This window comes from Mycobacteroides franklinii (assembly GCF_002013895.1).
Taxonomy (GTDB): Bacteria; Actinomycetota; Actinomycetes; order Mycobacteriales; family Mycobacteriaceae; genus Mycobacterium; species Mycobacterium franklinii.
Genome location: NZ_MAFQ01000017.1, coordinates 45,115 through 71,322 on the forward strand (window position 1 = coordinate 45,115; position 26,208 = coordinate 71,322).

24 protein-coding genes (1 of these 24 only partly in view) are annotated in these 26,208 nt (G+C 64.5%); 16 read left to right on the forward strand and 8 right to left on the reverse strand.

The features are described 5' to 3' along the window. Positions 1–4,641, forward strand: partial view of a non-ribosomal peptide synthetase gene (locus B4393_RS23755; RefSeq protein ID WP_078336227.1) — the 3' end only. The gene continues 26,460 nt to the left of window position 1, outside the view; the window shows 4,641 of its 31,101 coding nt (coding positions 26,461–31,101); its start codon lies off the left edge, out of view; the stop codon is at positions 4,639–4,641. A 66-nt stretch (positions 4,642–4,707) separates the two neighbouring features. Here the strand turns inward: B4393_RS23755 and B4393_RS23760 are convergent, their stop codons facing one another. After that, positions 4,708–5,580 (reverse strand): helix-turn-helix domain-containing protein, encoded by an 873-nt coding sequence (locus B4393_RS23760; protein WP_078336228.1) that lies wholly within the window; start codon positions 5,578–5,580, stop codon positions 4,708–4,710. Positions 5,581–5,745: 165 nt separating this feature from the next. Between B4393_RS23760 and B4393_RS23765 the strand changes: the two genes are divergently transcribed. The 6 genes from B4393_RS23765 (at position 5,746) to B4393_RS23790 (ending at position 10,789) form a co-directional block, all read left to right on the forward strand. Further along, a complete protein-coding gene (locus B4393_RS23765) occupies positions 5,746–6,333 on the forward strand; it encodes a non-oxidative hydroxyarylic acid decarboxylases subunit B (RefSeq protein WP_078336229.1) in 588 nt (195 codons plus the stop codon). A gap of 27 nt (positions 6,334–6,360) precedes the next feature. Next, positions 6,361–7,788 carry a non-oxidative hydroxyarylic acid decarboxylases subunit C gene (locus B4393_RS23770; protein WP_078336230.1) on the forward strand — a complete coding sequence of 476 codons (1,428 nt, stop codon included), beginning with the start codon at positions 6,361–6,363 and terminating at the stop codon, positions 7,786–7,788. A 13-nt stretch (positions 7,789–7,801) separates the two neighbouring features. Then, on the forward strand, positions 7,802–8,050 hold the full coding sequence (locus tag B4393_RS23775; RefSeq protein ID WP_078336231.1) for a non-oxidative hydroxyarylic acid decarboxylases subunit D: 249 nt from the start codon (positions 7,802–7,804) through the stop codon (positions 8,048–8,050). Positions 8,051–8,412: 362 nt separating this feature from the next. Then, on the forward strand, positions 8,413–9,351 hold the full coding sequence (locus B4393_RS23780; protein ID WP_157901328.1) for a prolyl oligopeptidase family serine peptidase: 939 nt from the start codon (positions 8,413–8,415) through the stop codon (positions 9,349–9,351). A 74-nt stretch (positions 9,352–9,425) separates the two neighbouring features. Next, positions 9,426–10,220 (forward strand): biotin--[acetyl-CoA-carboxylase] ligase, encoded by a 795-nt coding sequence (locus B4393_RS23785; protein WP_078336233.1) that lies wholly within the window; start codon positions 9,426–9,428, stop codon positions 10,218–10,220. A gap of 11 nt (positions 10,221–10,231) precedes the next feature. After that, positions 10,232–10,789 carry a PH domain-containing protein gene (locus B4393_RS23790; protein WP_078280016.1) on the forward strand — a complete coding sequence of 186 codons (558 nt, stop codon included), beginning with the start codon at positions 10,232–10,234 and terminating at the stop codon, positions 10,787–10,789. Here B4393_RS23790 and B4393_RS23795 read toward each other — a convergent pair. Both B4393_RS23795 and B4393_RS23800 read right to left on the reverse strand, forming a co-directional pair. Beyond that, entirely contained in the window at positions 10,705–11,439 is a 735-nt protein-coding gene (locus B4393_RS23795) for a GtrA family protein (RefSeq protein WP_078336234.1), read from the reverse strand. The two genes, B4393_RS23790 and B4393_RS23795, sit on opposite strands and share 85 nt — an antisense overlap. A gap of 74 nt (positions 11,440–11,513) precedes the next feature. Next, positions 11,514–12,536: an AraC family transcriptional regulator gene (locus B4393_RS23800; RefSeq protein WP_078336235.1), complete on the reverse strand. Its 1,023-nt coding sequence runs from the start codon at positions 12,534–12,536 to the stop codon at positions 11,514–11,516. A 103-nt stretch (positions 12,537–12,639) separates the two neighbouring features. On the opposite strand from B4393_RS23800, the gene B4393_RS23805 reads away from it, so the two are divergent. The 5 genes from B4393_RS23805 to B4393_RS23825 all read left to right on the forward strand — a co-directional run bounded on the left by B4393_RS23805 (position 12,640) and on the right by B4393_RS23825 (position 17,509). Further along, a complete protein-coding gene (locus B4393_RS23805; RefSeq protein WP_078336236.1) occupies positions 12,640–13,614 on the forward strand; it encodes a quinone oxidoreductase family protein in 975 nt (324 codons plus the stop codon). A 21-nt stretch (positions 13,615–13,635) separates the two neighbouring features. Continuing rightward, positions 13,636–14,511, forward strand: coding sequence for a TauD/TfdA dioxygenase family protein (locus B4393_RS23810; protein ID WP_078336237.1), 876 nt, complete (start codon positions 13,636–13,638; stop codon positions 14,509–14,511). 67 nt (positions 14,512–14,578) lie between these two features. Beyond that, positions 14,579–15,784: a 5-(carboxyamino)imidazole ribonucleotide synthase gene (locus B4393_RS23815; protein ID WP_109558562.1), complete on the forward strand. Its 1,206-nt coding sequence runs from the start codon at positions 14,579–14,581 to the stop codon at positions 15,782–15,784. A 3-nt stretch (positions 15,785–15,787) separates the two neighbouring features. After that, the gene (gene purE, locus B4393_RS23820) at positions 15,788–16,288 is read left to right on the forward strand and encodes a 5-(carboxyamino)imidazole ribonucleotide mutase (RefSeq protein WP_078343963.1); all 501 of its coding nucleotides are present in this window, start codon (positions 15,788–15,790) and stop codon (positions 16,286–16,288) included. Between the two features lie 57 nt (positions 16,289–16,345). Next, positions 16,346–17,509: an acyl-CoA dehydrogenase gene (locus B4393_RS23825; protein ID WP_005056217.1), complete on the forward strand. Its 1,164-nt coding sequence runs from the start codon at positions 16,346–16,348 to the stop codon at positions 17,507–17,509. A 128-nt stretch (positions 17,510–17,637) separates the two neighbouring features. Here B4393_RS23825 and B4393_RS23830 read toward each other — a convergent pair whose 3' ends face one another. After that, a complete protein-coding gene (locus tag B4393_RS23830) occupies positions 17,638–18,327 on the reverse strand; it encodes a TIGR03089 family protein (RefSeq protein WP_078336239.1) in 690 nt (229 codons plus the stop codon). Beyond that, positions 18,327–19,832, reverse strand: a complete 1,506-nt coding sequence (locus B4393_RS23835) for an LCP family protein (protein WP_078336274.1) — start codon at positions 19,830–19,832, stop codon at positions 18,327–18,329. The genes B4393_RS23830 and B4393_RS23835 overlap by 1 nt, the downstream gene beginning before the upstream one ends. A gap of 121 nt (positions 19,833–19,953) precedes the next feature. Between B4393_RS23835 and rfbD the strand changes: the two genes are divergently transcribed. The 4 genes from rfbD (at position 19,954) to B4393_RS23855 (ending at position 23,293) form a co-directional block, all read left to right on the forward strand. Further along, positions 19,954–20,802, forward strand: coding sequence for a dTDP-4-dehydrorhamnose reductase (rfbD, locus tag B4393_RS23840; RefSeq protein WP_078336240.1), 849 nt, complete (start codon positions 19,954–19,956; stop codon positions 20,800–20,802). A 72-nt stretch (positions 20,803–20,874) separates the two neighbouring features. Continuing rightward, a complete protein-coding gene (locus B4393_RS23845; RefSeq protein WP_078336275.1) occupies positions 20,875–21,747 on the forward strand; it encodes a glycosyltransferase family 2 protein in 873 nt (290 codons plus the stop codon). Next, on the forward strand, positions 21,740–22,834 hold the full coding sequence (gene manB / locus B4393_RS23850) for a mannose-1-phosphate guanylyltransferase (RefSeq protein WP_078336241.1): 1,095 nt from the start codon (positions 21,740–21,742) through the stop codon (positions 22,832–22,834). Before B4393_RS23845 ends, manB begins: the two co-directional genes overlap by 8 nt. 3 nt (positions 22,835–22,837) lie before the next feature. Continuing rightward, a complete protein-coding gene (locus B4393_RS23855) occupies positions 22,838–23,293 on the forward strand; it encodes a hypothetical protein (RefSeq protein WP_078336242.1) in 456 nt (151 codons plus the stop codon). On the opposite strand, the gene B4393_RS23860 is transcribed toward B4393_RS23855, so the two are convergent. Genes B4393_RS23860 through cofD form a run of 3 tightly spaced genes read right to left on the reverse strand, consistent with a single transcriptional unit; the run spans position 23,290 to position 26,203 of the window. Next, a complete protein-coding gene (locus B4393_RS23860) occupies positions 23,290–23,853 on the reverse strand; it encodes an NUDIX hydrolase (RefSeq protein WP_078336276.1) in 564 nt (187 codons plus the stop codon). The genes B4393_RS23855 and B4393_RS23860 overlap by 4 nt on opposite strands. Positions 23,854–23,861: 8 nt before the next feature. Next, positions 23,862–25,238, reverse strand: a complete 1,377-nt coding sequence (locus B4393_RS23865) for a coenzyme F420-0:L-glutamate ligase (protein WP_078336243.1) — start codon at positions 25,236–25,238, stop codon at positions 23,862–23,864. Then, positions 25,235–26,203, reverse strand: coding sequence for a 2-phospho-L-lactate transferase (cofD, locus tag B4393_RS23870; protein WP_078336277.1), 969 nt, complete (start codon positions 26,201–26,203; stop codon positions 25,235–25,237). Before cofD ends, B4393_RS23865 begins: the two co-directional genes overlap by 4 nt. Between the last annotated feature and the right edge of the window lie 5 nt (positions 26,204–26,208).

The following is a 26,208-nucleotide window of genomic DNA, read 5'->3' on the forward strand; positions in this document are numbered from 1 at the left end:
GTTGTTGCCCAGGCACAAGCCTGGCGGCAGGTGACCGATACCCCGGCGGTTTTCCCGGCAGTGCACCCGGAACAAGACACCTACGCCAATGCGGGCCGGCTGTCGCTCACCTTCGATGACGCCGAGACCGTCAAGGTGCTGCTGGCGGAGGTGCCCGCGGCATTCCACACCCGGATCCACGAAATCCTGCTCATCGCCTTCGCTCTCGCCACTACCGAATTCACCGGCAGTGACACCGTGGGCATCGACGTCGAAGCCCACGGGCGCCAAGAAGAACTCGATCCAACCGTCGACCTGTCCCGTACCGTGGGCTGGTTTACCGCGAAATACCCAGTGGCTCTGTCGGTGTCCGGTCTCGATTGGTCACAGGTTGGTGCGGGGGAGGCCGCGCTCGCCGCCGTCGTCAAGGACGCCAAGGAGCAGTTGGGCCGGCATCCGGACGGGATGACCTATGGCGCGCTGCGCTACCTGAACACCGATGTCGACGTGAACGGGGCCGACCCGGTGATCGGGTTCAACTACTTCGGGCGCCAGGGCGGCCCGGGAACCGATATGGCCGCCGATGGCTGGCGGATATGCCAGGACGGATCGTCGGCCACCCGCGTGGCCACGGCGATACCCATGCCGCTGATGCACACCGTGGAGCTCAACGCCGTCACCATAGACACCGGCGACGGCCCGCACCTGCACGCCGACTGGACTTGGGCGCCTTCGGCTCTCACCGAAGCCCAGGTACGTCGGCTGAGCCGACTCTGGTTCGAGGCCCTCGCCGGCATCTGCGCCCTGGTGCGCTCCGGTGGCGGCGGGTTCACTCCGTCGGATATCGCACCGGCCCGCCTGAGTCAGCACGAGATCGACCAACTTGCGCGCCTGCATCGCATCGATGATGTGCTGCCGCTGACACCCCTGCAACAGGGATTGTTCTTCCACGCCAATGCCATTCGTGGTGCTGAAGATCTGTACGCGATGCAGATGGACATCGGTCTGCGCGGTCCGCTCGACCAGCTCCGCCTCCGCGCCGCGATGCAGGCGGTCATCGCTCGCCATCCGAATCTGGTCGCCCGGTTCTATGGCCAGTTCGAGGAACCGGTGCAGGTCATTCCCGCCGACCCCGTAATCGCCTGGCGTTTTGTCGATCTCGCTGGCGAGACCATTCATGACATCGATGCCCAGGTTTTCCAGGTATGCGCGACCGAGCGTGCGGCGGTATGTGACCTCGCCAACGAACCGGTTTTCCGGGTGGCGTTGATCCGTACCGGTGAGCACCAGCATCGGCTGGTGCTCACCAACCACCACATTGTTCTCGATGGTTGGTCGATGCCGATTCTGTTGGGTGAGATTTTCGCCGGCTATTACGGTCATGCGCTGCCGGAGGCGGCGCCCTACCGCGGCTACGTGAGCTGGCTCGCGGCACGCGACACCGAGGCTGCGCGCGCGGCCTGGCGCGAGGTATTCGCGAACCTCGACACTCCCACTCTGGTGAGTCCGGGACACCGGCTGGGACGAGGCTTGCGTGGCAGTCGATCCTGCGAAGTACCGGCCGACACCGTTCACGCGCTATCCGCATTGGCCCGCTCGTCCCGGACGACCGTCAACACCGTGCTGCAGGCGGCCTGGGCTGTGGTGATGGCCTCGCTGACAGGGCAGCGCGACATCACGTTCGGTACCACCGTCTCCGGTAGGCCACCGGAGGTGCACGGCGCGGAATCCATGGTGGGACTGCTGATCAACACCGTCCCGGTGCGTGCCAACCTCACCGCGACAACCACCGTCAGTGACCTGCTGGCGCAGCTACAAGATGCACACAACCTCACGCTGGACCATCAGCACCTCACGCTCAACGAGATTCATCGCGTTACCGGCCACGATCAACTCTTCGACACGCTCTTCGCGTTCGAGAACTATCCGACCGACACCGGGGTGGCGCTGGCCGACAGGGAGCTGGCCATCTCCGATGTTGTCAGCAGGGAATCCACCCACTACCCATTGACGGTGCAAGCACAGCCCGGGCGCGAGCTGGGACTGCGCGTCGAGTACGACACCGAAGTATTCAGTGCGGACACCATCGAAGCGGTGATCGGCCGACTACAGCGAGCGCTCACGGTGATGACCGCCGATCCGGCGCGGCAGTTGTCGTCCTTGGATCTGCTTGATGCCGGCGAGCATGCGCGGTTGGCGGACTTCGGAAACCGGGCAACTCTGACTTGCCCCGAAAGCGCACGCATCTCCATACCGGAGCTGTTCGCTCGACACGTGGCGCGCATCCCGAACGCAGTAGCGGTCGTCGATGCGGGCCGGTCCACGACCTACCGCGAGCTTGACCGACTGTCGAACCGGTTGGCGCACATACTCATGGCCAACGGGGTGGGTCCGGGGCAGACTGTGGCGCTGTTGTTGTCGCGCTCGACGAACGCGATTGCGGCCATGTTGGCGGTGCTGAAAACCGGAGCCGCCTATCTGCCGATCGACCTGGCGTTGCCGACGGATCGGATGGGGTTCATGCTCGCCGACGCCGCGCCGGTGGCGGTGCTGACCTCGTCGGACCTGCGGACTCGGCTACTCGGCCATGATCTCGCCGTTATCGATGTCGACGATCTCGCGGTGTATGTGCAGTCCCCGGCACCGCTGCCGTGGCCGGATGCGGCGGGTGTCGCTTACGTGATCTACACCTCAGGCACCACCGGTGTGCCCAAAGGTGTTGCTATTACTCATCACAATCTCACGCAGCTGTTGGGTTCTCTTGAGGCTGGACTGCCGAAGGCGGGCGTGTGGTCGCAGAGCCACTCGTATTCGTTTGACTTCTCGGTGTGGGAGATCTGGGGCGCGCTGCTGGACGGTGGACGGCTGGTGGTGGTGCCGGATGCTGTCGTGCATTCACCAGAAGATCTCCGCGCCTTGGTTATCACCGAAAAGGTCGACGTCCTGTGCCAGACCCCATCTGCAGCGGGTGCCCTCTCTCCCGAGGGTTTGGAGTCGGTGGCATTGGTTCTCGGGGCGGAGTCGTGCCCAGCCGATCTGGTGGACCGCTGGGCGACGGGGCGGGTGATGATCAACGCCTACGGCCCGACCGAGACCACAATCTGCGCCTCGGTGAGTGTGGGCTTGACTGCGGGGGCCGGAGTGGCGCCCATCGGATCGCCGGTACCGGGTGCGGCGCTGTTTGTCTTGGACGGGTGGTTACGGCCGGTGCTGCCCGGTGTTGTCGGTGAGTTGTATGTGGCGGGCGACGGTGTCGGGCCCGGGTATTTGCGTCGCGCCGGACTGACCGCATCGCGGTATGTGGCCTGCCCGTTCGGAGAACCCGCGTCGCGGATGTATCGCACCGGAGACTTGGTGCGCTGGCGAGCCGACGGGCAGCTGCACTACGTGGGGCGCGCCGATGAGCAGGTCAAGATTCGTGGATACCGCATAGAACTCGGCGAAATCCAGTCCGCGCTGGCCGAATTGGAGGGAGTGGAGCAGGCGGTCGTGGTCGCTAGCGACGAGAACCCACTGGGTACACGGTTGGTGGGGTATGTCACTGGCACTGTCGATCCGGCGCAGATCCGCTCGCTGCTGGGGACACGGTTGCCCGCATACATGGTTCCGGCGGCGGTGGTGGTGCTCGGCGCATTGCCGCTGACCGCCAATGGCAAGCTCGACACGGGTGCGCTGCCGGCGCCCGAATACGTCGTTAGCCAGTACCGCGCGCCCGAAGGACCTACCGAGGAAATCCTGGTGGGTATCTACGCCCAGATTCTCGGCGTTAAGCGGGTGGGCGTCGACGACTCCTTCTTCGACCTTGGTGGGGACAGCATTTCGGCGATGCGCTTGATCGCCGCGATCAATACGGCGCTGGATGCCGACCTTCCGGTGCCCGTCGTGTTTGAGACACCCACCGTCAGGGGCCTGAGTCAACGGCTGGGTGTGGCCACCGGCGATGTGCCGACGATAGCGCCCGTCCAGACCCTGCACGAAGCGTCCGGCGTTCCGCTGTTCTGCATACATCCCGCCGGTGGGGTGAGCTGGCCGTATCACGTCTTTGGCAGCTACCTGGACTGCCCGATCATCGGAATTCAGCAAGCGCCATCGGACCAGCCGTCGTCAATTCGCGATATGGCGATCGACTACGCGAACAGAATCGAAGAGCTTTATCCCACAGGGCCTTACAACCTACTCGGCTGGTCCTTTGGCGGGGTGGTTGCGCATGAGGTGGCCGTCGAGCTGCAGCGGCGTGGACGCACGATTTCGCGTCTTGTGCTGCTCGATGCGCAGCCGGCCATCGACCAGACTTTGTTATCCGGGGTTTCTGCCCAGCCTCAACCTGGGAACGACGAGCAGATGGAGCAGCTGCTGCGCGAAGCAGGACTAGCCGACTTGGCTCGATACAAGCGAGTCTTCGCCTTGTTCGTGCAGAACATCAACGACAACATCACGAGATATCGTCAGCACCTTCCGGGCGTGTTCGACGGTGATGTGACCCTGTTCTCTGCGGAGCGCGACCAAGACGACCGCGCCTCGTTCCTCACGCGGTCGTGGGCGCCGCATGTCTCAGGAAGCGTTCACATTGAGCCGGTCGATTGCGCCCATGACGCGATGCTGACCAACGAATCGGCGGGCAAGTACGGGCAACGGCTATGGGGCGTTGTTGGTAGCGAATGACCTGCTAGAACTCGTGGCGACTTACGGTGGTGTGATAAACCGGCGAACCTTTGGGCAGTCCCGTGCCTAGTCACTCAGGGATTCCCGACGTCCCCGCGCGCCATCGCGAAATGCCTTGGGCGTCTTGCCCGTGCGCGCGCGAAAGAACTTGGTGAAGGCGGTAGGGCTGGATAGGCCGACTCGTGCCCCGATCGCGGCGCTGGACAGCTCTGTGTGTACAAGCAGACGCTTTGCTTCCAGAACTATCCTGTCGTCGATCAATTGTTTTGCGCCTTGACCGGTCACTTCTCGACATGCTCGAGTGAGCGTTCGCACGCTGTAGCCGAGAGCCCGCGCGTAGTCCTGGACGTGATGCTTGTGTGTGAATTCATACTCGACGGCGTCCCGAAAGCGCATGAACGCGGTATCGGCGGCAGAGTCGGTGTTCCCCGCGTGGGTGATGCACAACAACACGACGGCAAGCAGGCGGCGAACGACGTCGATGTGAACATCAGAGGGCAGGTCATCGCGGTGACCGTATTCGTCGGCGAGGACCTTCACAGCCCTCGTGGCAGAGGCCGACTGAATCAGCGGACTCGCGGTCGCAACCCGGTCGAGCTGCACCGCCGCGGCTGTTGTCTCATCGATGAACCCTGGACGAAACAGCACGGCGAAACCGGTCGATGTCTCTAGGCCCGGACCGAACTCGAGCACCTGATGTGGGCGTACCCATAGCCAATCTTCTGACACCAGTTCATATTCAGTGAAGTCGACAAATGTTTGAAGGCTCCCGTTGTTCACCACAATCAGATGGTGGAAGTCGGCGCGTAACGGGGCATGGGGATTGACCCCGTGCCCACGGGCGCGGGCGAGCAGTGCGGCCAAGGTGAGCACCGCCACCCCGGGCAGCGTGCCTTCCGGCTCCCGGAACGGAACTGTAGCCACGGTGGATTCAGTCATCTGTTCCCCTTTCCGCCTCGACAGTACATGTCCGATTTTGACCATACCGAGTCTGCGGCAGGACTCGGCGGCCTCGCAGAGTATGGGTAATTTGACTGGTGAATTGAGGGAAATCAGTGATTGTCGGCCAAGACCATGGTCGCTATCTGACCGAAAGAGACCATCATGCGACTCATTGTCGGAATCACCGGCGCCACCGGCGCCGTGCTTGGCATCCGGCTGCTGGAGAAGCTCTCGAAGCTCGACGTGGAGACACATCTTGTTCTCAGCCGGTGGGCCCGCACGACAATCGAACTGGAATGCGGCATGTCGGCCGCACAACTTGGCCGGTTGGCGCAGACCGTGCACCACCCCGAAGACCAGGCCGCGACCATATCGTCGGGGTCGTTTCGCACCGACGGCATGATCATCGCACCGTGTTCGATGAAGACATTGGCCGGGATTCGGGCGGGGTACGCCGAGGGACTGGTGGGCCGAGCTGCGGATGTCACCCTGAAGGAGCGGCGCAGACTCGTCCTGGTGCCACGCGAAACTCCGCTTAGCGAAATCCATTTGGAGAACATGCTGGCACTGTCGCGGATGGGTGTGCAGATCGTGCCGCCGATGCCTGCCTTCTACAACCATCCGCGGACTGTGGACGACATCGTCGACCACATTGTGGCCCGCATCCTTGACCAGTTCGATCTTCCGGCCCCCGATGCCAAACGCTGGGAAGGCATCCGGGCTGCCCACACGTGTTCTGTCGCTTCCTGAACCTCCTGCTCATAGATAGGACCCAACATGGCGTACGACGATTTGCGCAGTTTTCTCCAAGCCCTCGATAGTGAGGGGCAATTGGTGCATATCGCCGACGAGGTGATGCCCGAACCCGATGTCGCGGCGGCGGCCAACGCCGCGCCCCGACTCGGTGACAACGCTCCGGCCTTGTATTTCGACAATGTCAAGGGTTTCACCCGTGCCCGGATTGCGATGAACGTGCACGGATCCTGGGCCAACCACGCATTGGCGCTCGGACTGCCCAAGGAGACCGGCGTCAAGGCACAGGTTGACGAGTTCATCCGGCGATGGGATCAATTCCCGGTCAAACCTGAGCTGCGGGCCGATCCGCCGTGGGCGCAGAACACGCAAATCGGGGACGACGTCAACATTTTCGAGGTACTGCCCCTGATCCGGCTCAATGACGGCGACGGAGGCTTCTACATTGACAAGGCTGCTGTCATATCCAAAGATCCGGAGGACCCCGAAGATTCCGGAAAACAAAACGTCGGCATCTATCGCATCGAGGTAAAGGGGCACAGAAAGCTTGCGCTGCAGCCTGTCCCGATGCATGACATCGCGCAGCATCTACGCAAATCCGAAGAGGTTGGTGAGGATCTGCCGATAGCGATCACGCTCGGCAACGATCCGGTGATTTCGATCGTGGCCTCCACTCCTATGGGGTACGACCAGAATGAGTACGAGCTGGCCGGCGCGTTGCGCGGTGCGCCCGCGCCAATTTCGATGTCTCCGTTGTACGGGCTGCCGGTACCTTGGGGTTCCGAGGTTGTGATCGAGGGTGTCATCGAAGGCCGTAAACGGGAGATCGAGGGGCCTTTCGGCGAGTTCACCGGTCACTACTCCGGCGGGCGAAACATGACAGTGATCCGCATCGATCGCATCTCCTATCGCGATGACCCCATTTTCGAACATCTCTATCTGGGGATGCCGTGGACCGAGATCGACTACTTGATGGCTGCCAATACCTGTGTCCCGCTGTACCAACAGCTCAAGAAAGACTTCCCCGAGGTGCGCGCGGTCAATGCCACATATACGCATGGGCTGGTTGTGATCGTGTCCACCAAGATCCGCTACGGGGGCTTCGCCAAGAGCGTCGGCCTGCGGGTACTGACCACGCCACACGGCCTCGGATACGCGGCGACGGTGATCGTCGTCGATGAGGACGTGGACCCCTTCAATCTCCCGCAGGTGATGTGGGCGCTGTCAACCAAGATGAACCCTTCGGGCGATCTGGTACAAATCCCCAATCTTCCCGTGCTGGAGCTGGCGCCTCAGGCAAGTCCTGCAGGAATTGTTGACAAGCTCATCATCGACGCCACCACTCCTGTGGCGCCGGATCGCCGTGGCAACTATGGAAACCAAGTACGCGACTTGCCGGAGATGAATGAGTGGCTGCTCAAGCTCACCCAACTGACCGCAAACAATAGATAGCGAGGTAACTCAGTTGTCCGACAACAGTATTTGTCCACGTTGTGCATTCGGGACCGTAGCGAAGATCTTCGCGTCACCGGTTCCGGGGATCTGGGATGTGCTGCAGTGCCAGCAGTGCCTGTACTGCTGGCGCACCAGCGAGCCTGCCCGGCGTGCCCAGCGCGATGCGTATCCCGACAGCTTCAAGATGACTGCCGAGGACATTGCCAACGCCCCGGAGGTTCCATCGGTCCCACCGTTGCGCCGCGTCCAGACTCGGTAACACGACCGGAAGCCGCGCGCAGCTCGCCATATTGCCCGACTCAACAGGAAGACATCACTGTGACTCGCTACAGCACCACGATGTGGGAGGCGAAAGCCATCGATGGAAAAGCCGACCAAATCATTGCCTGGCTATCCAATAGCGTAGTGCCGCAGTTTGTTCTGCGTGACCCCCAGTGCCGAACGGAGGTTTATCGATCTGCGGATGATCGAGTGGTCCTGATTGCTACCGGAGCCGCATGGTCGCCGCAGATACCCGACATTCCCGATGGTCTCAGCGAACGCCCACCTCACCAGTGGCACTTCGAGCCATGTGGAGCTTCGTGGACGCAGGAGTGGCCGGCAAGGGCAGGAACACACACATTGCCGGAAGACATCATCGTCCGGGATATCGCGTACCGCGAATCCGCCGATGCCATCGATCCTTCCGGGAACCTGCTTGATCTCTATCTTCCCGGGGGTGCCGATGGCCCAGTGCCGCTGGTGATATGGACGATGGGAAGTGGATTTACCGCCCCGTCGGGCCGAGATGTTGGCGAAATGTTCGCGGCGCAACTCTTGCCGCACGGGTACGCGGTCGCCGCGGTGGCTGTGCGCGGAAGCTATCAAGCGCAATTCCCGGCCCAAAAGCATGACACTCTGGACGCGGTGGCGTTCCTGCGGCGCAATGCTGCGCAGTATTCGTTGGATCCCAAGCGTTTTGCCTACATCGGCCATTCCTCTGGAGGCTGGAGTGCGGCCGTAGCGGGTACCGAAGGTCATGGGGAATCGGCGGTGAGCGCGGTGATCGTGCTGTCGGCCCCCAGTGATATTGCGGCAATGGACCGGCAGGCGCTGCCGGACGCGGCACAGAGAATAGCCGCGGGCAAGGTCGAGCCTGATGTCGTCGACGTGTTACCGGCGTTCGATGGGAGACATGAGGCCGCCGATTCTCCCGAAGGAATGTTCCTCGGAGGTTCGGTGAGTTCTCGTCGTGATCAGGCAGTGGCTGCTAGTCCCGCACTGCATGTCAGCGCCGAGGGGCCGCCATTTCTTATTGCGCACGGCACGGAGGACGAGTATGTGCCCTTTGCGCAGGGCGCCACCCTCTACCGTGCACTGGCTGACGCCGGCCGGGACGTGACCTTTGTGGTGTTGGCCGGCGGGAATCACGTTGCGTCACTTCCTCCTTGGCCGTCCCAGATTGTCGAGAAGGCGACCGAGACGCGGAGCGTCGAAGGTCGCGTCACAACGACCAGCGCAGTTTCGGGAGCCGGCTGGTCTCAGATACTGAATTTCTTGGACACGCATCTGGCCGGGTGATCTGTGCTTCCTATTTAGAGAAACTTGCGCACTACATCTGAGGCAGACGCGGTCTATCGGCCTAGGCTGAGTCCGTGACTTCGGACAGACTGACCCTCACCGACAGCCCCGGCGGACACTGGCGGCGCATCGACATCGTCGACGAAACCGGATCCACCAATGCCGATCTGGTGGCGCGCGCGGCGGCAGGGGAGGACATCGACGGCGTCGTGCTGCTCGCCGAGCACCAGACCGCCGGCCGTGGCCGCCACGGCCGCAACTGGGGTGCGCCCGCGCACACGCAGTTGTCGATGTCGGTAGGCATCGGAGTGGGCGAGGTACCGCCGGATCGGTGGGGGCTGGTGCCGCTACTGGCCGGGGTGGCGATTGTCGACGCGGTCGCCGAGGTCAGCGGAATTCAAGCGGGGCTCAAATGGCCCAACGACGTGATTGTCGACGGGCGCAAGTTATGCGGAATCCTGGCCGAGGTCGCGACGCCCCATTCGGCCATCGTGCTTGGTCTCGGGCTCAATGCCACCTTCACCCAACACGAATTGCCCGACCCCAATGCGACATCTCTGACGATCCTCGGTTGGGCCAACCCGGACCGCGATGAGTTGGCACGCGCGGTGCTTCGTGAGCTGGGCGGCCGTGTTGAGCACTGGCGGACGGCGCGGGGTGTCGACGAGCGGTTGTTGGAGGACTACCGGGAGCGCAGTGTCACCCTGGGTTCCCGGGTGCGTGCGGAGCTACCGGGCGACCGCGAACTGGTGGGTGTTGCCGTTGGGCTCGGCAACGACGGACAACTGCGCATCGAGGGTGCCGACGGCACCGTCACCGCGGTCACGGCGGGCGACATCACCCATCTACGCCCGCTGAACGACCAGTAAAGTCGCTGCACGTGGGGTATCCGGAGAACGTGCTCGCCGATGACGAACAGGTGGTGTTACACCGCCACCCGCACTGGAAGCGGCTGATCGGCCCGGCGGTGGTGTTGATGCTGTCCACGGGCGTGGCCGCCTTTGTGGCCGCGATGGTCGACAACACCGACTGGCAAACCACCGCGAAGCAGGTGGTGATGATCGCCATCGGGGTGGTCTGGCTGGTGTTGGTCGGCTGGCTCAGCGTATGGCCGTTCCTGAACTGGTTGACCACGCACTTCGTCATCACCGACCGGCGGGTGATGTTCCGTCACGGATTGTTGAGCCGCTCGGGGATCGATATCCCACTGGCGCGGATCAACAGCGTCGAATTTCGGCATGGCCTGGTGGACAGAATTCTGCGCACCGGCACGCTGATCATCGAATCGGCGTCACAGGACCCGCTGGAATTCCATGAGATACCGCGAGTGGAGTACGTCCACTCGCTGCTGTATCACGAAGTCTTCGACACCCTCGGTTCGGAAGAGGGCGACAGCCGCTCCACCGGGCGCGGCCGGGAACGGCCGCCCGCCACGTGATGCGCTGAGCCGTACAAGCCGCGTCCCATCTCGGTGCCGTGATGTGCGGTGGTGCTGCTGGGCAGCCCCGTGTGTGGGTGTAGCGGGGTGACATTTTCCGGATCATCGTCCGATTCCTCGTCCGCCTCTGTGGCGACGAGAGCAATCGGGTCCTCGCCCTGACGTCCGAACTCGTCGGGGAACACCCAGCGGCGGAAGGCCCAGAACCGGAAGGCCATCTGCAGCAGGTTGCCGATGATGTAGGCGCTGATGAAGTCGGCGATGTTCTCCATCGTCAGGCTCACGTTTGGTACGCGCAGTTCGAAGACGTAACTCGACACCCACAGCGGGATCATGGCGAGGATCACGCCCATGCCGCTGACCGCGAAGAACAGCAGTGCTTCGTGGTGCCGCTCCCGGCCGCCGCGGTCCCGGAAACTCCACTCCCTATTAAGGATGTACGAGGCGATGACAGCGATGATGCCGGAAATGATCTTGGCGGTGAGGGGCTTGGGTTCCAGGATCGTCAGCTTGAGCGCATAGAAGATGCCGGAGTCGATGATGAATGTGGTGGCGCCGACAATGCCGAACTTGATCAGCTCATGGTGCCGCTCAGCGACAGGCCGGATGAACCGGGGCAGCCGGGCGATGGTGGCATCGGCGAAAGACACAAATGGCGAGTGTACGGAAGATGGCAGGGCAGTGCGAAGCGGTCGGCCGAGCTCGTCGAGTATTGGCCCCTCGTTCAGCTGCCGCTACGGGTCGCGCCGCCGCGCAGGTTGCGCCACGTGCGGGGACTCATCCCACGATGCGCGCGGAACCACCGGCTGAAGTTGCTCGGTGAGGAAAACCCCAGCATCTCGGAGACCTCGGTGAGGTTGTGCCGACCGCGTGTCACGAGGTGGTCGGCCAAATCGAGCCGGGTGGCATCGAGTAGAGCGGTGAAACTGGTGCCCTCGCTGGCCAGCTGCCGGTGAACGGTGCGCCGGTCGACACCAAGGCTCCGGGCGACATGATCGACCGAGCAGCGGCCGACGGGCAGCAGCAGCTCGATGAGATCTCGGACACGATCGACGGTTGTCGCGTCTCGGGGCCGTTCCGATGACTCCAGGACCGCCTGGCTGTACTGATGCAGTAGTGGGTCGAAACGGTCGTTTCGGCGATCAAGATCGGACGTGTATCCGACGATCTCGTCGTGCTGCTGCATGAACTCGATGCTCGGTCCGAAGACCCGGTGACGTATCGCCGGCTCGGAGGGATTCGCGCGGCGAAGATTGACCCTCAACGGGTGCCAAGTGTTTCCCAAGAAGGTGCGTAGCACCCCGACAAGCACCGCCAGCGCCAAGTCGGTGGACTGCGTGCAGGCTGTTGCTCCGCCCACATCGAGAACCAGCCGGATGACGGCGATTCCGTCGCGTTCCACCACCCGGATCCGCAGGGACTCGTTGTACATGGATTCGTGCCGGCACAACATCATGACGACATCGCGCACTGTGGGTTGCTCCCGCAGCACCAGGCTGAGCGGCCCCAGGCTGGACAGTCTGCGCCGTTCGGCCAGCCTGAGGCCGAAGTCGTCCAGCCCGCAGGCATCGGCGGAGGCCTCCAGGAGTGCGGCGACAGCGCTGGCGCTCACCCAATGGTCGGGTTGCGTTATGCCTGCCGGGTCCAGCCCGTGTTCCCGCATCAACTGCGCCGGATCCAGCCCGGATGCTCTGGCTACGTCGACGTACCCACTCAGCGCGGCGAACCGAACCTGCCTGCCGTCCATGGTGTCCCCAAAAGAATAGAAATCAGTCCCGTAAAGACAAGTATGCAGGATATCGCCTGCCTAACGTCGGAGATGAACCCAGAGACCAGACGAAAGGCGGGCCATGGCCTACGCAGTGCGGATCTACGAGACCGGCGGACCCGAGGTCCTCCGCGGGCAGAACGTCGAGGTGGGTGAACCCGGCCCCGGCGAGGTGAGAATCAGGCATCACGCCGTGGGGCTGAACTTCGCGGACACGTATTTCCGCACGGGCGTGTATCCCGTCGCGCTACCCGCAGGCATGGGTGTGGAGGCCTCGGGTGTCATCGAAGCCACCGGGCCCGGCGTGCCGGATTTCGGCGTGGGCGACCGCGTCACCTATACGGGCAGCCCGCTGGGCGCCTATAGCACCGAACGCGTCATGCCCGCCGAACATCTCATCCACCTGCCGGACGGTATCTCCTTCGACACCGCATCGGCCATCACCATGCGGGGGCTGACCACCGGGTACCTGCTGCGACGGATCCATCCGCTGCGGGCGGGTGACACCGTGCTGCTCCACGCCGCCGCGGGAGGGGTCGGGCTGTTGTTCCTGCAATGGGCGAACCTACTGGGCATCAACGTCATTGGCACCGTATCGAGCGAGGAAAAGGCCGAGATCGCCCGGGCTAACGGCTGTGCCCATGTGCTCATCTACCCGCGCGAGGACGTTGCCCGGCGAGTGCGGGACATCACCGGTGGAGCGGGTGTCCCCGTCGTCTACGACGGCATCGGAAAGACCACGTTTCGATCCTCGCTGGACTCGCTGGCCCGGCGCGGGCTGCTGGTGTGCTTCGGCACGGCGTCGGGCCCGGTCCCACCGATCGATGCGATGCAGTTGGCGGCCAAGGGATCTCTGTTCGTGACCAGGCCGGCGCTGGCCGATTACATCGCGGACCCGGCCGAGCGCGCGGAGCTGGCCGGCGAGCTGTTCGGCCATATCGCCGCAGGCCGGATCCGCGTCGATATCGGGCGCCGCTACCAACTTCAGGACGCGGTGGCGGCCCATCGCGATCTGGAGTCCGGCACGTCCATCGGTCAATCCATCTTCTCGCTGTGAGCTCCAGAAAAGGAAGCTGTCATGAATAGTGTTGCCCCGCTGAGCAAAATCCGTGTAGAGCCTTTGACGTGCACCATTGGCGCCGAGCTGTTCGATGTCGATCTAGCCGAGGCGGCGCGCAGCGATGAGCTCTTCGGCGAGCTCAGGAAGCTGCTGCTGGAGTACAAGGTGCTGTTCGTACGCGACCAGCACATGACCCGTGCCGACCATGTGGCACTGGCACAGCGATTTGGGCCGCTCGAGGACCATCCGGTCGCCGACAGTGATCCTGACCACCCTGGCCTGGTGCGGATCTACAAGGAGATCGACAGCGCCCCGGAGCATTACGAGAACTCCTTTCATTGCGATGCGACCTGGCGGGAGAACCCGCCCATGGGATGCGTGTTGCGCTGCGTTGAAACACCGCCCGTGGGTGGCGACACCATCTGGGTCAACATGGCGGAGGCCTACCGGCGGCTGCCCACGGCAGTGCGCGATCAGATCCGTGGCCTGCGCGCACGGCATTCGATCGAGGCCAGCTTCGGTGCCGCCATGTCGATGCACCGGCGGCATGAACTGCATGAGCGATACCCGGACGCTGAGCATCCGGTGGTGCGCACCCACCCGGAAACGGGGGAGGAGATCCTCTTCGTGAATTCCTTCACCACGCACCTGGTGAACTATCACCGTCCGGAGAACGTGCGCTTCGGCTTCGACTACGCGCCCGGCGCCTCGGAACTGCTGCAGTATCTGGTGCGTCAGGCCTCCGTCCCGGAATTCCAGGTGCGGTGGCGTTGGACACCGAACAGCGTCGCCATCTGGGACAACCGGTCAACGCAACACTATGCGGTTCAGGACTATTGGCCCGCCGTACGCAAGATGGAGCGCGCCGGAATGTGCGGAGACAGACCGTTCTAGCTGGGCACGGCGGCCAGCATGACACCATATGTCTGTGTCTGATGGTCTTCGCGCAAGCGGCTCATCCGTGTCCGCGACTCCGGTGGTCACCATGATCGGTGGCGGTCAGCTGGCCCGGATGACCCATCAGGCGTCGATCGCACTCGGTCAGACCCTGCGGGTTCTGGCCCACGCCGCCGATGAACCGGCGGCCCAAGTAACCCCCGATGTAGTCCTTGGTTCGCATACCGACCTGGACGACCTACGCCGCGCGGCCAAGGACGCCACCGTGGTCACCTTCGATCACGAGCATGTCCCCACCGCGTTTCTGGAAACCTTGCAGGACGAGGGCATCAACGTGCAGCCGCCGCCGTCGGCGCTCATCTACGCACAGGACAAGACGTTCATGCGGCGCAAGCTGCGGGACATCGGCGCGCCGGTGCCGGGATTCGCCGACATCCGGACCGTCTCCGATGTCGAGCGATTCGCCGCGGAGACGGGCAGCCAGGTCGTATTGAAGGCGGTACGCGGCGGATACGACGGCCGGGGCGTGTGGATCACCGACAGCCTGGACGAGGCACGCACGGTGGCCGCCGAGCAGCTGGCTGCGGGTGTCGAGCTTCTCGCCGAGGAACGTGTCGACATGCGCCGTGAACTGTCGGCCATGGTCGCCCGTTCACCCTTCGGGCAGGGGGCCGCCTGGCCGGTGGTGGAAACCGTTCAGCGCGATGGCATTTGCGCTGTGGTGATCGCGCCGGCGCCGAAGCTGCCCGAGGAGCTGGCCCTGCAGGCCGAGGGGCTCGCACTGCGGATTGCCAGCGAGCTTGGTGTGACGGGGTGTCTGGCGGTGGAGCTGTTCGAAACCAATGACGGCCGGCTGCTGGTCAATGAATTGGCGATGCGACCGCACAACTCGGGACATTGGAGCATGGACGGTGCGCGCACGGGGCAGTTCGAGCAGCACTTGCGTGCCGTGCTCGATTACCCCCTCGGATCTACCGAACCGCTGGCCCCGGTCACCGTCATGGCGAACGTGCTCGGTGCGCGCGAGACGCCCGCGATGTCGCTCGACGAACGGATGCACCATCTGATGGGCCGCATCCCGGAGGCGAAGGTGCACCTGTACGGCAAGGGCGAGCGTCCGGGCCGCAAGCTCGGGCATGTGAATATTCAAGGCCGCGTGGATGGTTCGCTGGCGGATCCGCAGTACGTGGCGGAGGTGCGTGAGCGTGCCGAGCGGGCGGCGCACTGGTTGTCGCACGCGGTATGGACCGATGGATGGGAAGGACACTAGAACGTGAGCGCACGGGTCGGCCTGATCATGGGCAGCGACAGCGACTGGTCGGTGATGTCGGATGCCGCGAACGCCTTGGCGGAGTTCGAGATTCCCTTTGAGGTGGGAGTTGTCTCCGCACACCGCACACCGGGACGCATGCTGGAGTACGCGCAGTCGGCGGCCGGGCGGGGTATCGAGGTGATCATCGCCGGCGCCGGCGGGGCTGCGCATCTGCCCGGCATGGTGGCCTCTGCCACGCCTCTGCCGGTGATCGGTGTTCCGGTGCCGCTGGCACGGCTGGACGGCCTGGACTCGCTGCTGTCGATCGTGCAGATGCCCGCGGGTGTGCCGGTCGCGACGGTGTCCATCGGCGGCGCCCGCAACGCCGGACTACTTGCCGCGCGAATCCTCGGGGTGTCCGATACCGCACTGCGGGACAAGGTCGTTGCCTTCCAGGCGAGTATGGAAGCCACCGTTTTGGAGAAAGACGAGGCCCTGCGGCGCAGACTGTTGGAGGACTAGATTTGAGCGTGACGTACAGTTAACGGCGACTAACTTTGATCGACTCTGGAGGCTGTGATGGCTGGGAACCCGTCGTTTGACCTGTTCAAGTTGGGCGAGGAGCACGACGAGCTGCGTGCGGCGATCCGGGGACTGGCCGAAAAAGAGATCGCACCGCACGCCAAGGACGTCGACGAAAAGGCGCGATTCCCGCAAGAGGCCCTCGATGCGTTGGTCGCCTCGGGCTTCAACGCCGTGCATGTGCCCGAGGAGTACGACGGTCAGGGCGCCGATAGCGTGGCCGCCTGCATCGTCATCGAAGAGGTGGCCCGGGTCTGCGCCTCGTCCTCGCTGATCCCCGCCGTCAACAAGCTCGGCACCATGGGTCTGATCCTCAACGGCTCCGATGAGCTCAAGAAGCAGGTGCTGCCCTCGATCGCCAGCGGTGAGGCCATGGCCTCCTACGCGCTGTCCGAGCGTGAGGCCGGCAGTGACGCCGCGAGCATGCGCACCCGCGCGAAGGCCGACGGCGACGACTGGATCATCAACGGTTCCAAGTGCTGGATCACCAACGGCGGAAAGTCGTCCTGGTACACCGTCATGGCGGTGACCGACCCCGAGAAGAAGGCCAACGGCATCTCGGCGTTCATGGTGCACAAGGACGACGAGGGATTCACCGTCGGACCGCTGGAGCACAAGCTCGGCATCAAGGGCTCGCCGACCGCCGAGCTGTACTTCGAGAACTGCCGCATCCCGGGGGACCGGATCATCGGTGAGCCCGGCACCGGGTTCAAGACCGCGCTGCAGACGCTGGATCACACCCGTCCGACCATCGGTGCCCAGGCGCTCGGTATCGCCCAGGGTGCACTGGACCAGGCCATCGCGTACACCAAGGACCGCAAGCAGTTCGGCAAGTCCATCAGCGACTTCCAGGGCGTGCAGTTCATGCTGGCCGATATGGCGATGAAGGTCGAGGCCGCGCGCCTCATGGTCTATACCGCCGCCGCCCGCGCCGAGCGTGGCGAAAAGAATCTGGGCTTCATCTCGTCGGCGTCCAAGTGCTTCGCCAGCGATGTGGCCATGGAGGTCACCACCGATGCCGTGCAGCTGTTCGGTGGCGCCGGATACACCACCGACTTCCCTGTGGAGCGGATGATGCGCGATGCCAAGATCACCCAGATCTACGAGGGCACCAACCAGATTCAGCGCGTCGTGATGAGCCGCGCGCTCCTCACCTCCTGACCGCGAACATGCTTAAATGTGCCTAAATGTGCCGATATTCGGCACATTTGAGCATGCTCACGCGGCGTGGTGACGCAGATGGGCGTTCCCCAAATATCCCGAATTCGGGACATTTGGGCATGCTCGCGCTAAGGAGCGGGGAGAGTCTTCGTGACCTTTTCGGACACAACCCGCCGTTCCTGTGCGGCGGCATCGGGATTGGCCACCTGAACCAGCGACGCCCCGGTGATGAGCACCGCCAGCAGATTGGTGATCAGCGTCTCGGGGGTGTGCCAGGGGCCCGAGCTCAATACCCGGTCCTGCGTCGTGATGCCTTGTGCTACAGCACTTTCTCGTGCGGATGCGGCCACTTCGTCGACGCTTCGGCCGTCCAGCGCGGGTCCCGCGCCGGCCGGGGAGAAGCGGTCTCCGTGCACCCGGACAGCCGTCGAGTAGTCGGTCAGCCCGAGCGGCAAATTGGGCACGGGGCGCCCGAATGCGTCCAGGGATAGCACACAGATCTCGTCCGCGTCCGGTTCGTCGCCGGCCGCGCAGAACGCCACGTCGGTGGTGTCGTCGCGAAAAACCACTTCGGCACCGGCCCACCAGATTCCGAGCAGCACGCCCGCGGTCTGCCAATGCGCGGGAAGACGCACCGCCACCGTGGACCCGGGACCCGCACCCAACTCGTCGCGCAGCATGTTGGCCGTCTTGGCTGCCCAGTTGGCCAGCGTCACTGTCGAGAGTTCGATGCGTTCACCGGTGGCATCGTCGTAGTAGGTGATCCGTGGGGCGGGATTGTTCATATCGCCCAGCAGGAGTGAGGTCAGCGTTGTCATCAGTTGACGCAACGCGGTCCGTTGGCCGCCGTGAAAATCGGCGAGGGGGGCGGAGGGGGTGAGTCTTGTTCGGTGGAACCGGTTTCCGAGGCGGCAGGCGTGGTCTCACGACCAGACCCGGGACCGTGGTAATCACTGGACAGCACCACCCGGACGGTGTGTTCGGGCAGGCCCTGCTTTTCCACCACGGGCAGCCCCAGCGCCTCGCCGACCGCCTTGGCGCCCGGGTCATCCTGTGAGGCGGCCTGAACCTGGCTGCTGCCCGCGTGATCACGGTCGTTGTTGCCGACCTTGCCTGCGGTGAATCCCTTGCCCGACAGGAGTTCCGACACGGCGGCGGCGAGCCCGTTGATCTGGGTCTCGTTCACCACGTCGGCGGTCGTCTGATCTCTGGAATAGGTGGCTTCCTCGGCCTTGCCCTGCGCCTGTTGGTCCAACAGCCCGGACACCCAGCTACGCACCTGGTCGGGGTCCACCTTGACGACGCTTTGCGAGCCGTCTTCGGTCCAGCCGTCCTCGCGCAGGATCGGGATCGTCGCGAATGCCATGTTGCCCCCGGACAGTCCCTGCAGCTGCTGGATGAAGTCCATGACATCCCAGCCCTGGCTGAGCACCACGGTGCGGGTGATCGCGTCGCGCAACTTGCCCAGCGTGGTGGTGTTGGTCAGGGTGCCGCCGGAGAGCGCCGAATGCGCCAACGACGACATCACGACCTGTTGCCGCACCACCCGATCGAGGTCGCCGCGGGGCAGGTCGTGGCGCTGACGCACGAAGCTCAGAGCGTTCGGGCCGTCGAGCGTCTGCGGCCCGGCAGGGAAGTCCGCACCCGACATCGGCTCGTTGACGGCCTCGTTGAGGCACACGTTGACGCCGCCCAGCGCATCGGTCATCAGCACGAACCCGAGCATGCTGACCTCGGCGTACCGATCGACGGTGACACCCGTCAGCTTGCCGACGGTCTGGATGAGCGCCGAACGCCCGGCATCGACTGATTCACGCTCGGCGGCCTCCAGCGTCTCGCCGGATTCGACACGCTTCCTTCTGTCGTTTTCCTTGGCCTCGCCGTAGACGCCGTTGATCTTCCCCTTGGTGCCGTCGGGAATGGTGACGTACGAGTCACGCGGGATGGAGATCGCCGTCGCGGACTTCCCGTTGTTGGGGATGCGGATGAGGATGATGGTGTCGGTGTTGGTGGCGGTTTCGTCCCCGGCGCGCAACATCGACAGTTCTTCCTGCGAGAGCGGGTTGCCGTGCGCATCGCTACGGCTGTCGACACCCACCATCAGAATGTCGATCGCGCCGTCATTGGGCTTCCCCGCGTTGCCGAACAGACCGGGAAGATCAAACCGGGCGATGTTCGGATCGATGTTGCCGATCTTTCCCCAGGCCGCGCCGGTGATCACCATGACGGCGACCGCTGCCAGCGTGGCAATACCCCGCCACAAGGGGCGCGGTGGCTCCGTCTGCGATGAGCCGCTCGCGCGTAGAGCGTGCGGGTCAGTCACGATGTCGGTCCATTCCTTCCGGCCGGGCATTTCGCCGGGCAACGAGTCGCAAGCCTGGTCCAGGCTACGTCGGGGTGATGCCCATCCTTCGGAAGCGAACTCGGCGTGCCAGACTCTAGATGTGCTTGTTATCACCGGAGCGGGTGGCCAATTGGGCTCTCATCTTATCGCCCGCGCGGCGCGGCGCGGTCTGGCGATCAGGGCGCTGAAGTCCTCCGATTGGGATATTACCGCTGGTGATGCGCCCGACGGTGTGGTTGCTGGGGGGGACACCGTCATCAACTGCGCGGCCTACACCGCCGTCGATGCCGCGGAATCGGATGAGGCCAGGGCATACGCGGTCAACGCCACCGGTGCAGCCAATGTTGCGCAGGTGTGCCGAGATGTCGGCGCCAGACTCATCCATATCTCCACCGACTATGTCTTCAGCGGTTACTTCGCAGATGCCCCGCCGGCCCCGTACCGGACCGATGCCGCTACCGCCCCGGAAGGCGTATACGGCCGGACCAAACTTGCCGGGGAGCGGGCCGTGCACGAAACGTTGCCGTCTGCGCATGTGGTGCGTACGGCCTGGGTGTACACCGGTGTGGGCGGCGATTTCGTCGGAGTCATGCGCAGGCTCGCCGGGGGCGACGGGCCGGTGCGCGTGGTCACCGACCAGACAGGGTCTCCGACGTATGCCGCCGATCTCGCCGAGGGACTACTGGACTTGACGGCGGCAGAAGTCGACGCCCCGATCCTGCACGCCACCGGGGGCGGGGTGGTGAATCGCTTCGACTGGGCGAAGGAGGTATTCGACCTGGTCGGGGCCGATAGCTCGCGGGTCCAGCCGTGCCTTTCCGTCGATATGCCGAGGCCGGCTCCGCGCCCGCCCTACTCGGCGCTCGATGGCACCCAGTGGGCCGACGCGGGTCTGCCGCCGCTGCGTCCTTGGCGGGAGGCGCTGGCTGAGGCGTTGGCCACACACTAGGGGTAGGTACCCTCTAGCACCGTGCTGGATCCTCATCGCGCGAGCGACTCTTCGGTGACTGATCAGGTCGCCGTGGTGACGGTGACGTACTCGCCCGGCGAGCACCTACACCGTTTCCTCCGAACGCTGCGCCACGCCACGGATCGGCCGCTGCGGGTGATCCTGGCCGACAACGGCTCGACCGACGGTGCGCCCGAGGCCGCCGCGGAAGAGCCCGATGTGGAGCTGCTCCGTACCGGCGGCAACGTCGGTTACGGGAAGGCCGCCAACCTGGGGGTCGCCCAGGTTGACCCCGCTGCCGAATGGATTGTGATCGCGAACCCCGATGTCCAGTGGGGCCCCGGAAGCATCGACGCCCTCCTGGAGGTCGCGCAACGGTGGCCTGCCGCGGGCGCACTGGGACCGCTGATTCGCGAGCCCGATGGAACCGTGTACCCGTCGGCGCGAGTGGTGCCGACCTTGACCGGTGGCGCGCTCCACGCGCTGCTGGGCTCGGTGTGGCCGGCCAACCCCTGGACCGCGGCCTACCGCCAGGACCGGATGGAACCGTCCGAACGCATCGTCGGATGGCTGTCGGGTTCCTGCTTGCTGCTCCGACGCACGGCATTCGATGCCATCGGCGGATTCGATCCGCGTTACTTCATGTACATGGAGGATGTCGATCTGGGGGATCGGCTCGCGCGTGCGGGCTGGCAGAACGTGTATGCGCCCACCGCGGAGGTTGTGCATGCGAAAGGTCATGCGGCCGGACGCGATCCGGCGCGCAGCCTGGGCGCACACCACGACAGCGTCTATATTTTCCAATCCGATCGGCATCCACACTGGTGGCAGGCGCCATTGCGCTGGAGCATCCGGGGCGCGCTGGCGGCCCGATCCGCCATCGTGGTGAGCGCGGCCATCCGCGCCAATCGGCGCCGAGACAAGCAAGGAGATGGGAATGCCTGACAGAGTTCTACCCGGCACTGTGAAAGCCGATGCGGTCATCTTGGTGGGTGGGCAGGGCACCCGGTTGCGCCCGCTGACCCTGTCGGCGCCCAAACCGATGCTGCCGATCGCGGGCTTCCCCTTTCTGACGCATGTGCTGTCGCGGGTCGCCGCGGCAGGGATCGATCATGTGGTGCTCGGGACGTCCTACCGGGCCGAGGTGTTCGAGTCCGAGTTCGGCGACGGGGCCAAGCTGGGTCTGCAGATCACCTATGTGTACGAGGAGGAGCCGCTGGGAACCGGCGGTGCCATCCGGAATGTGCTGGACCACCTGCGCTACGACACCGCCCTGATCTTCAATGGGGATGTGCTGTCCGGTCTGGACCTGAAAGACCTTCTCGCGCATCATGAACAGACTCAGGCCGATTTGACATTGCACCTGGTTCGGGTCGGTGACCCGCGTGCGTTCGGTTGTGTGCCTACCGATTCCGAGGGCCGGGTCACCGCGTTCCTGGAGAAGACCGAGGACCCGCCCACCGATCAGATCAACGCCGGGTGTTACGTATTCCGGCGTGAGCTGATCGAGCAGATTCCGTCGGGTCGGCCGGTTTCGGTTGAGCGGGAGGTCTTTCCGGGACTGCTGAGCAGTGGAGCCAAGGTGTGCGGCTACGTGGACACCAGTTACTGGCGCGATATGGGAACGCCCGAGGACTTCGTGCGTGGATCGGCCGACCTGGTTCGCGGGATCGCGCCGTCACCAGCGATCCCCGAGCATCCGGGCGAGGCGCTGGTGCATGACGGTGCCTCGGTGGCACCGGGGGCGGTGGTCATCGGTGGCACCGTGGTGGGCCGGGGCGCCGAAATCGGGCCCGGTGCACGGCTTGACGGTGCGGTTGTGTTCGACGGCGCGCGCATCGAAGCGGGTGCGGTGGTGGAACGCTCCATCATCGGATTCGGCGCCCGGATCGGGCCGCGCGCGCTGGTGCGCGACGGGGTGATCGGTGACGGCGCCGACATCGGCGCACGGTGCGAGCTGCTCCGCGGTGCCCGGGTGTGGCCTGGAGTCACCATTCCGGATGGCGGCATCAGGTACTCGTCGGACGTGTAGCCCATGCGCGGTGTGCGGCTGTTCGTGTGCGGGGCAACCGTTCTCGCGCTGATCGGCTGCTCGGGCAAGGTCGATCACGACCAGCAGGCGCGGGATCTGCAACGTGCTCGGGACAACCTGAAGAAGGTCGAGCTCACCATTCCCGACTCCTACAGTCTGGTCTCGATGACGTACTTCCCCGAACCATTCGTGGGTCAAGGCTGGCGCTCCGGAGCCTTCGAGTCGACGACCTCACCGCCGGCACCAATGCTCTTGCGCGGTAATCCGATCCGAACCGAGCCGGTAGCCTGCGACCGCATACCGCAACGGACCGACCCTGACTGGTTGAAGGCCGGATTCAACTGTGACATGCCAAACGGCCGCTATGGCGTCGCCGACAGCATGTACGGCATCAGCGTGTTCACCGGCGAGCTGCCCTCCGGTGAGTCCCGCATCTATCTGCGCGTCGAGGGGCACTAGCGCAGACGGGTACGTGCCCGCTGGGCCAGCACCGCCACCGAGTGATCTTCATCGGGAATGCGATCGATGGGCCACCAGCGCAGGTCGAGTGATTCTTCGCTGACGGAGATCTGTGCGCCTTCCGGTGCGTGCGCCAAGAACTGCAGATCGAGATGGCGGGTTGGTACACCGAGTGAGCAAGTGATCGGATGTACATGTATGCCAAGCAGATTCGGCTCAAGGGTGAGGTCTGCTATCCCGGACTCCTCGGTCGCCTCTCGCAGGGCGGCGTCCCAGATGGTGGAGTCCTCTTCCTCGCAGTGGCCACCAAGCTGTAGCCACCTGCCCACCCGGGGGTGCAGGGTCAGCAACGCCTGCGATCCGTCGTGGTTGACCACCAGTGCCGAGGCGGTGATATGACCGGCGGCGCTGCGGCGGCGGCAGGCATCGGGGTTGGCGTCGAGAAATGCCAGCACCGAGTGCCGCAGACTGTCTTGCTCAGCGTCGGGCGCCTCCCATGAGGAGAGCAGCTCGACGGTAGAAGCTCGTAGACCCGACACCGCCTGATGTTCTTCACCCATCTGGCTCATCACAGCTCCACCAACATCTGGCCCGGCGGCAGGGGAGTGCGCGGGTCCAGTCCTGCCTCCGGGTAACCGTAGGGATAGCCAATGGCGATGGCGCCCATGGGTTCCCATGACGCATCCAATTTCAGCTGACGGCGCACGACGTCCCCCGCGAAAATCGTGGATCCGATCCAGCAGCTCCCGACTTCTCGTGCGGCGAGTGCGACCAACAGTGCCTGCACGGCCGCGCCGACCGCAACGGTGAACATGGTGCGCTCCGCGGCGGTTCGCCGCTCGTCCGGATAGTCGTGGGCGCCGTCGGGCACCAGGAATGGGACCACCATCTCCGGTGCGTCATAGAGGATTTGTCCGCGCCCCACCCGCTTCTCGACGGACTCCGGGCTGCGCCCATCGGCGGCGAGGTCGGTCGCCCAGGCCTGCTTCAAGGCGTCCAAGAGTGCCCGGCGCATCGTGAGATCGCGCACCCATACGAATCGGACCGGATGGGTGTGATGCGGGGCGGGGGCCGTCAGGGCCTCGCCGATCGCTTCGCGTAGTAGATCGGGATCGACTGCGGTGTCGGCGAATTGCCGGATGGAGCGGCGCACGAGTACCGCCTCGCGGCGTCCCTGCGCCAGGGCCTCATTGGTGCCCAGCCAGAACAGGTCGTCCGGCCCCGAGCGCAGCAGATCCTGGGCCGCGCTGCCGTCATCGGGCAAGGTCAGGCCGCGCACCACTGCGACCGGTACGTCGGTGAGCTTGCCCTTGACCAGGTCGGCGGCGGCCGAGATCTCGTCGGCGATGGCGACTTCGGTAACCTGAAGTTCGTTCCCGTGCTTATCTTTTGCACCGGCATAGCCGTAGAGGACGGGTATGCCCGCGGAACCGATGGCCGCATCGGTCTGGCCGTTGCGCCAGGCCCGACCCATGGTGTCGGTGATGACCACCGCGACATTCACGCCCAGCCGTCGCGAGAGCGCTGCCCGGATCGCCGCCGCACTGGCGTCGGGGTCGGTGGGAAGCAGAACTAGTTCGGCGGTGTCGACGTTTGATGCGTCGATGCCCGCGGCGGCCTGCACGATGCCGATGGTGTTCTCGGTGATCAGCGTCTTGCCCTTGCGGGCCAGCACGCGTACCGACTCCGAATCGATCAGCTTGCGCCGCAGGGCGTCCCGTGCCTCGGGGTCGGCGGGTGCGGCGACGATCCGGCCCTCGGCCTTGGAGATGATCTTGCTGGTGATGACGATCACATCGCCGTCGCGCATCCACGATGCCGCCTCTGCGACGGCCGCGGCCACGTCGTCGCCCGGGCGGAATTCGGGTAGTCCTGTTACGGGTAAGATCTCGACGGGAGCCGCCGAACCATGTTCCGGTGCAGGAGAATCCGCAGGTGGGGTCATAAAGTAACTCCGGCCAGGTCTAGTCCCGCACGTACCATTGCGGCCGTCGCGTCGGGGTCGGTCATGAGCAGCGGAACCGACCGTACCTGAACTCCCGCAATGTGAGCGGCGTCACCCTCGTCGACAAGCCAGCCGTCGAGGATGCCGGTCTGTGACCGGGCGCCGAAGTGTTCTCCCACACCTTGGGAGCTGACCTCGACACCGATCACGCGCAAACATTCGTCGGCCATTCCGCGTAGCGGCTTGCCCGACACGATCGGCGAGTACCCGATGACCGGAGCGGAGGTCGTGCGGAGTGCCCCGCGAACTCCGCCGACCGCCAGGATGGCCCCGACGCTCACCACCGGATTGGACGGCGCCAGCAAGACCACATCGGCCTCGCCGATGGCCTCGGCAACTCCCGGGCCGGACTTTGCTTCGTCGGCGCCGACAAAGGCGAAGCTGTGCGTCGGGACCTGCGCGCGATGCTGCACCCACCACTGCTGGAAATGGATGGCGCGCTGCTCGCCGTCGGCCGGGTCGGTGATCACCACGTGGGTCTCGCAGCGGTCGTCGCTGGCGGGTAACAGCCGGACTCCGGGCTGCCATCGATTGCATAACGCTTCGGTGACCGCTGATAGCGGATAACCGGCTCGCAGCATTTGGCTGCGTATGAGGTGAGTGGCCAGGTCCCTGTCGCCGAGTGAGAACCAGTCGGGCTGGGCGCCGTAGGCCGCCAGCTCCTCCATGGCATTCCACGTCTCGTCGCGGTGCCCCCAGCCGCGATCCTGATCGACTCCGCCGCCCAGGGTGTACATGCAGGTGTCCAGGTCAGGACAGATCCTGACACCGTGCATCCAGGCGTCGTCGCCAATGTTCACGATGGCGTTAATTTGATGCTTGCTGGAATCTGATCCGAGCAAGCGTTGGACGCCGAGCAGGAAGCGCGCTCCGCCGACGCCGCCGACGAGGACGGTGACTTTCACGTTGA